General features: G+C 67.5%; 6 protein-coding genes. 4 read left to right on the top strand and 2 right to left on the bottom strand.

What is annotated here, in order from left to right:
* The 4 genes from M0P34_RS13500 to argB form a co-directional block, all read left to right on the top strand.
* The coding region (locus M0P34_RS13500; RefSeq protein WP_291500028.1) for a macro domain-containing protein at window positions 1–485 on the top strand (485 nt) is incomplete at its 5' end.
* A gap of 40 nt (window positions 486–525) precedes the next feature.
* On the top strand, window positions 526–1,065 hold the full coding sequence (gene hslV / locus M0P34_RS13495) for an ATP-dependent protease subunit HslV (protein ID WP_291500027.1): 540 nt from the start codon (window positions 526–528) through the stop codon (window positions 1,063–1,065).
* Between the two features lie 60 nt (window positions 1,066–1,125).
* Window positions 1,126–2,496 carry an ATP-dependent protease ATPase subunit HslU gene (gene hslU, locus M0P34_RS13490; protein ID WP_291500025.1) on the top strand — a complete coding sequence of 457 codons (1,371 nt, stop codon included), beginning with the start codon at window positions 1,126–1,128 and terminating at the stop codon, window positions 2,494–2,496.
* A gap of 24 nt (window positions 2,497–2,520) precedes the next feature.
* Window positions 2,521–3,420: an acetylglutamate kinase gene (argB, locus tag M0P34_RS13485; RefSeq protein WP_291500023.1), complete on the top strand. Its 900-nt coding sequence runs from the start codon at window positions 2,521–2,523 to the stop codon at window positions 3,418–3,420.
* Between the two features lie 152 nt (window positions 3,421–3,572).
* Here the strand turns inward: argB and M0P34_RS13480 are convergent, their stop codons facing one another.
* Both M0P34_RS13480 and M0P34_RS13475 read right to left on the bottom strand, forming a co-directional pair.
* A complete protein-coding gene (locus tag M0P34_RS13480) occupies window positions 3,573–4,397 on the bottom strand; it encodes a hypothetical protein (RefSeq protein WP_291500022.1) in 825 nt (274 codons plus the stop codon).
* Window positions 4,398–4,703: 306 nt separating this feature from the next.
* Entirely contained in the window at window positions 4,704–5,171 is a 468-nt protein-coding gene (locus M0P34_RS13475; RefSeq protein WP_291500020.1) for a type III secretion system chaperone, read from the bottom strand.
* Window positions 5,172–5,299 lie beyond the last annotated feature (128 nt).

The following is a 5,299-nucleotide window of genomic DNA, read 5'->3' as shown; positions in this document are numbered from 1 at the left end:
CCGTGGTCAACGCCGCCAACCCGGAGCTGGCGGGGGGCGGCGGGGTGGACGGCGCCCTGCACCGTGCCGCCGGGCCCGGGCTGCTGGCCGCCGGGCAGGCCTGGGTCGCGGCCAACGGTCCGCTGCCCGTGGGCGGGGCCGTGGCCACCCCGGGCTTCGGGCTGGCCGCGCGCTGGGTCGTCCACACCGTGGGGCCCGTGTGGCGCGGCGGCGGCCACGGCGAGGACGCCCTGCTGGCCCGGGCCTACCGCAGCTGCCTGTTGGCCGCCCGCGACCTGGGCGCGGCCCGGGTGGATTTCCCCGCCGTGTCCTGCGGGGCATACGGCTTTCCCGTGGCCCGCGCGGCGGCCCTGGGCGTGGCCGAGCTGGCCCGGGGCCTGGCCGGGGGGCTGGTCAAGCGGGCACGCATGGTTATATTCTCCGCCGACGCCGCCGAGACGTGGGCCCGGGCCGCCCGCGAGCACCTCGCCGGCCCCGGGCGCTAGGCGCGCCGGGCCATTTCCCCCAATCCCCACGAGGAGTTCCATGCAACTACGCGGAACCACCATCCTGGCCGTGAAGGACGACCACGGCGTGGCCATGGCTGGCGACGGCCAGGTGACCTTCGGCCAGAACATCGCCCTCAAGCACACCGCGCGCAAGGTGCGCCGCCTGTACAAGGACCGCATCCTGGCCGGATTCGCCGGGGCCACGGCCGACGCCTTCACGCTTTTCGAGCGTTTCGAGGCCAAGCTCGAACAGTTCGGCGGCAACATTACCCGCGCCAGCGTCGAGCTGGCCAAGGAGTGGCGCATGGACAAGTACCTGCGCCGCCTGGAGGCCATGCTCGTGGTGGCCGACGCCCAGACCGTGCTGATCCTCTCGGGCACCGGCGACGTGATCGAGCCCGACGACGGGCTGGTGGGTATCGGCTCGGGCGGGCCCTTCGCCCTGGCCGCGGCCCGCGCCCTGCGCCGCGAGACGGCCCTGTCCGCCGAGGATGTCGCCCGCAAGGCTATGGCCATCGCCGCCGAGATGTGCGTCTATACCAACGAGAACATCACCCTGGAACGCCTGGAAAAATAGGCAGGCCGCCCGGCGCGCCCGCCTGCGGGCGGGTGCGCGCCGCGCCGCCGGGAGTCTTCCGTGCAGCAGTTCACGCCCCGCGAGATCGTTTCCGAGCTGGACAAGTTCATCATCGGCCAACAGGACGCCAAGCGCATGGTGGCCATAGCCATGCGCAATCGCTGGCGCCGCCAGCAGGTGCCGCCCGAGCTGCGCGACGAGATCGCGCCCAAGAACATCATCATGATCGGCCCCACCGGCGTGGGCAAGACCGAGATAGCCCGCCGCCTGGCCAAGCTCTCGGGCTCGCCCTTCTTCAAGGTCGAGGCCTCCAAGTTCACCGAGGTCGGCTATGTGGGCCGCGATGTGGAGTCCATGATCCGCGACCTGATGGAGATCGGCGTGGGCATGGTCCGCGCCGAGGAGACCGAGCTTGTGCGCGTGCGCGCGCGCAAGAACGCGGAGGAGCGCCTCTTGGACCTGCTCTATCCGCGCAAGGCCCCGGAGCCGGGCCTGGGCTTCATGGCCGGGGCGGGCACGGGCGCGCCCCAGGAGCCCGCCTCCGACGCCACCCGCGAGAAGCTGCGCAAGCTCTGGCGCGAGGGCGCCCTGAACGAGCGCCAGGTGGAGATGGAGGTCACCGTGCAGGGCGGCGGCCCCGTGGGGATCATGGCCATGCCCGGCATGGAGGACATGGAGATGCAGGTCCGCGAGATGATGGGCCGCCTGTTCCCCGGCCAGAAAAAGACGCGGCGCGTGTCCGTGCCCGAGGCGTACGACCTGCTGGTGGAGGAGGAGGCCGCCAAGCTGGTGGACATGGACAAGGTCGTGGAGGCCGCCCGCGAGCGCGTGGAGCAGAGCGGCATCGTGTTCCTGGACGAGATCGACAAGATCTGCACCGGCGCCGCCAGCCAGGGCAAGGGCGGGGCCGAGGTCTCGCGCGAGGGCGTGCAGCGCGACCTGCTGCCCATCGTCGAGGGCAGCGTGGTCAACACCAAGTACGGCATGGTCCGCACCGACCACATCCTGTTCATCGCCGCCGGGGCCTTCCACCTGGCCAAGCCCTCGGACCTGATTCCCGAATTGCAGGGCCGCTTTCCCCTGCGCGTGGAGCTTTCCGCCCTGGACAAGGAACAGTTCCTGCGCATCCTCACCGAGCCGCGCAACGCGCTGACCGTGCAGTACACGGCCCTGCTGGGCACCGAGGGCGTGACCCTGGAGTTCACCCCCGACGCCCTGGACGAGGTGGCCGGATTCGCCCAGCGGGTCAACGAGGAGACGGAGAACATCGGCGCCCGGCGGCTGTATACGATCATGGAGAAGGTGCTGTCCGACCTGTCCTTCGACGCGCCGGACCGGGGCGGGCTCACGGTGGTTGTGGACCGCGAGTATGTGCGCGCGCACCTCGCGGACGTGACGGCCAACCGCGACCTGTCGCGCTACATCCTTTAACCGGCTGCGCCAAGGGAGCCCGCCGTGAAAGATCTCAGACGCGAAAGCAAGGTCGCCAAGCTGCTTCTGGAGTCCCTGCCGTATCTGCGCGAGTTCTACGGGGAGACCATCGTCATCAAGTATGGCGGGCACGCCATGAAGGACGAAGAGCTGAAAAACGCCTTCGCCAAATGCGTGATCCTGCTGCGCTACATCGGCCTGAATCCGGTCATCGTCCACGGCGGCGGGCCGCAGATCGGCCAGATGCTCGAAAGGCTGGGCATCAACTGCACCTTCCGCGAGGGCCTGCGCGTCACCGACGAGGCGACCATGAACGTTGTGGAGATGGTCCTGGCGGGCACGGTGAACAAGCAGATCGTGAACCTCGTGAACCAGAACGGCGGGCGGGCCGTGGGCCTGTCCGGCAAGGACGGCCGGACCATCCGCTGCCGCAAGCTGGAGATCGCCGTGACCCCCGAGGACCCGACCATGGCCCCGGAGATCATCGACATCGGCCAGGTGGGCGAGGTGGTGGAGATCAACCCCGTGCTCATCCGCACCCTGGAGCGCGAGGGCTTCATCCCCATCATCGCGCCCGTGGGCGTGGACGACGAGGGCCGCACCTACAACATCAACGCCGACTCCGTGGCCGCCGCCGTGGCTGGCGCCCTGGGCGCGCGCAGGCTGATCCTGCTCACCGACGTGGCCGGGGTCCTGGGCAAGGACGGCGAACTGATCTCGTCCCTGAGCGTGCGCGACGCCGTGCGGGCCATCGAGGACGGCACGGCCCGGGGCGGGATGATCCCCAAGCTCAAATGCTGCCTGGAGGCTCTGGACGCGGGCGTGGAAAAGGCCCAGATCATCGACGGGCGCATCGAGAACTCGCTGATCCTTGAGCTGTTCACCCGCGAGGGCATCGGCACCCAGATCGTGCGCCAGCCCTAGGCCCTGGCCGCCCGGCCCGGAGCTGTGCCAGCCCCCACGCCTGCGGCGGACGAGAAGAACCCCTTCGGGCAGGGCCCGAAGGGGTTCGGAAAGCAGGGGCAGGGGCCGGGCGGAACAGGCGGGGCGCCCGGGCAACCGGCGCGGCCGTCCCGCTAGTCCAGGAAGGACAGGTTCGCCAGCTGGCCCACCGTCTTGCCGTGCGCGAAATCCATCTGCGCGACCGCATCCCGCACCATATGCTTCTGCTCGACGGACATGTGTTCCGTGTCCTGCCGCAGCAGGTTGGTCAGGGTGGTCAGTATGTACAGGCTGAGGGAATCGTGCGGGCCGAGGTGGTTCTGTTCGATCAGCCCCCGGAGGTTGGCGAACTGGGTGCCCGTAAGCTGCTGCCGGAGCAGTTCCGCGCGGAATTCACTGTTGCTGCCTATCCGGTTGGAGAAGACCAGTTGCTTGTCGCCGAATTTGGCGATGAACTTGCTGGGATCGCTCGGATGGTCCTCGACGCCGGTGAACCGCTCGCTGCTGTAGTCTGGGTTGTCCAGGTTGTCCGTTATGAACTGCTGCACGTCCCTGTCGTCGGACATGCATTGTATGCTGGCTTCCCGGAATCCGGCCAGGCTCGTTCCGCGTTCTATGAACTCCTCGCTGTCCACCCGCCAGGAACGCGCGCTCTCAATGACCTGCTGCGGGCTGGGGCCGCGTTCCGCCTCCTGGGGCTCGGCCGCCTGCGCGGGGCCGGCGGCCCGGCCCGTGATCATGTTGCCGATCCTGGCGATGAAATCGCAAAAACCCCGCACCAGATTGGCTATCCCGTGGGCGATGGAGCTCAGCAGCTGTCCGATCCCCCGCCCCGGGGCATTGCCCACGCGGGCCTGATGGCCGCCAAGACCGTCTCCCGGGCCCTGCACGTCGCCGACTTGTTCAAGGGGCCCCGCCTGGGCAACCTGTTGCGCACCAATTCCACCTATTTCGGGCATGATGTCCTCCTTTTCCCTGGGGAAAAGCAATTATCCGGCCAATTCTTCCACTGCGCTGAAACGTCCTGCCCATGCACTGGGGGCGGGAATGGAAAACTTAAAAAAACTCATTTTTTCAGGATGCTACGCACGCGAGGCGCAGCGTCAGCCCTTCCCGCCACAAGGGTTTTCCGGGCCGGGCGACCGATCCGGACGGCGTGGCGGGCGCGCGCCGCCAACGTCGTTGTCAGGCGGCCCCAAGGAAGTTTCCATGCCCCCGGGCCTGGCGGGGCGGCGCGCCCGGCGTGGAGCAGGGGGCGCGGGCAGCTAGATCCTGATGGCGCTGTCGACGTTGAAGGCCTCGCTTACGCTGGAACGCTTTCTGGCCTTGTCGGCGCTCGCGGCAACAAGGCCGTCGAAGGTGGCGATCCATTGCGAGCGCGTGTTGAGGTAGCGCTCCATCATGGCGCGAAAGTCCTCGTACTCGATGGTTTGAGGCTCGACCTTGAAGAAAAGGATGACCTCGTCGGTGCGTTCGTCGATGGAAAAGACGGCTCCGCCCGTGTCCTTCCCATACAGGTTCGCTTCCAGCAGGGCCTTGCAGATGCCGTCCGTGCCGCTGGGTTGCAGCCTTCCGAGGGATGAGGAAACGAAAAGCGTGCCGATGCTTTCGACGAATTCGAATTCGACCTCGAATTTCTCGTCGATGATCAGGCTTGCGACATGATCCTTGTTCAGCTTCAGGGCCAGGCCAAACTCTTTGCCGATGGATTCCACCAGGGTTGCAGCGTCCATTTCTATTGCGCTCCTCGTCGAAAACATGTCGTGGGGTAAAGGGGCGTGAATCCAGAACGAAGCGGCGAGGTGCGCCGTTCGCTGTCCAACTATCCAACAAGTATTAAAAAATGTCCAGCCGGGACGAT

This window comes from Desulfocurvus sp. (assembly GCF_023230885.1).
Taxonomy (GTDB): domain Bacteria; phylum Desulfobacterota; class Desulfovibrionia; order Desulfovibrionales; family Desulfovibrionaceae; genus Desulfocurvus.
This window is presented reverse-complemented; position numbering and strand designations above follow the sequence as displayed.

Bases quoted from the DNA above. Each gene is read 5' to 3' on its own strand.
- M0P34_RS13480 (WP_291500022.1), bottom strand. From the start codon at position 4,397: ATGCCCGAAATAGGTGGAATTGGTGCGCAACAGGTTGCCCAGGCGGGG.
- hslV (WP_291500027.1), top strand. From the start codon at position 526: ATGCAACTACGCGGAACCACCATCCTGGCCGTGAAGGACGACCACGGC.
- M0P34_RS13475 (WP_291500020.1), bottom strand. From the start codon at position 5,171: ATGGACGCTGCAACCCTGGTGGAATCCATCGGCAAAGAGTTTGGCCTG.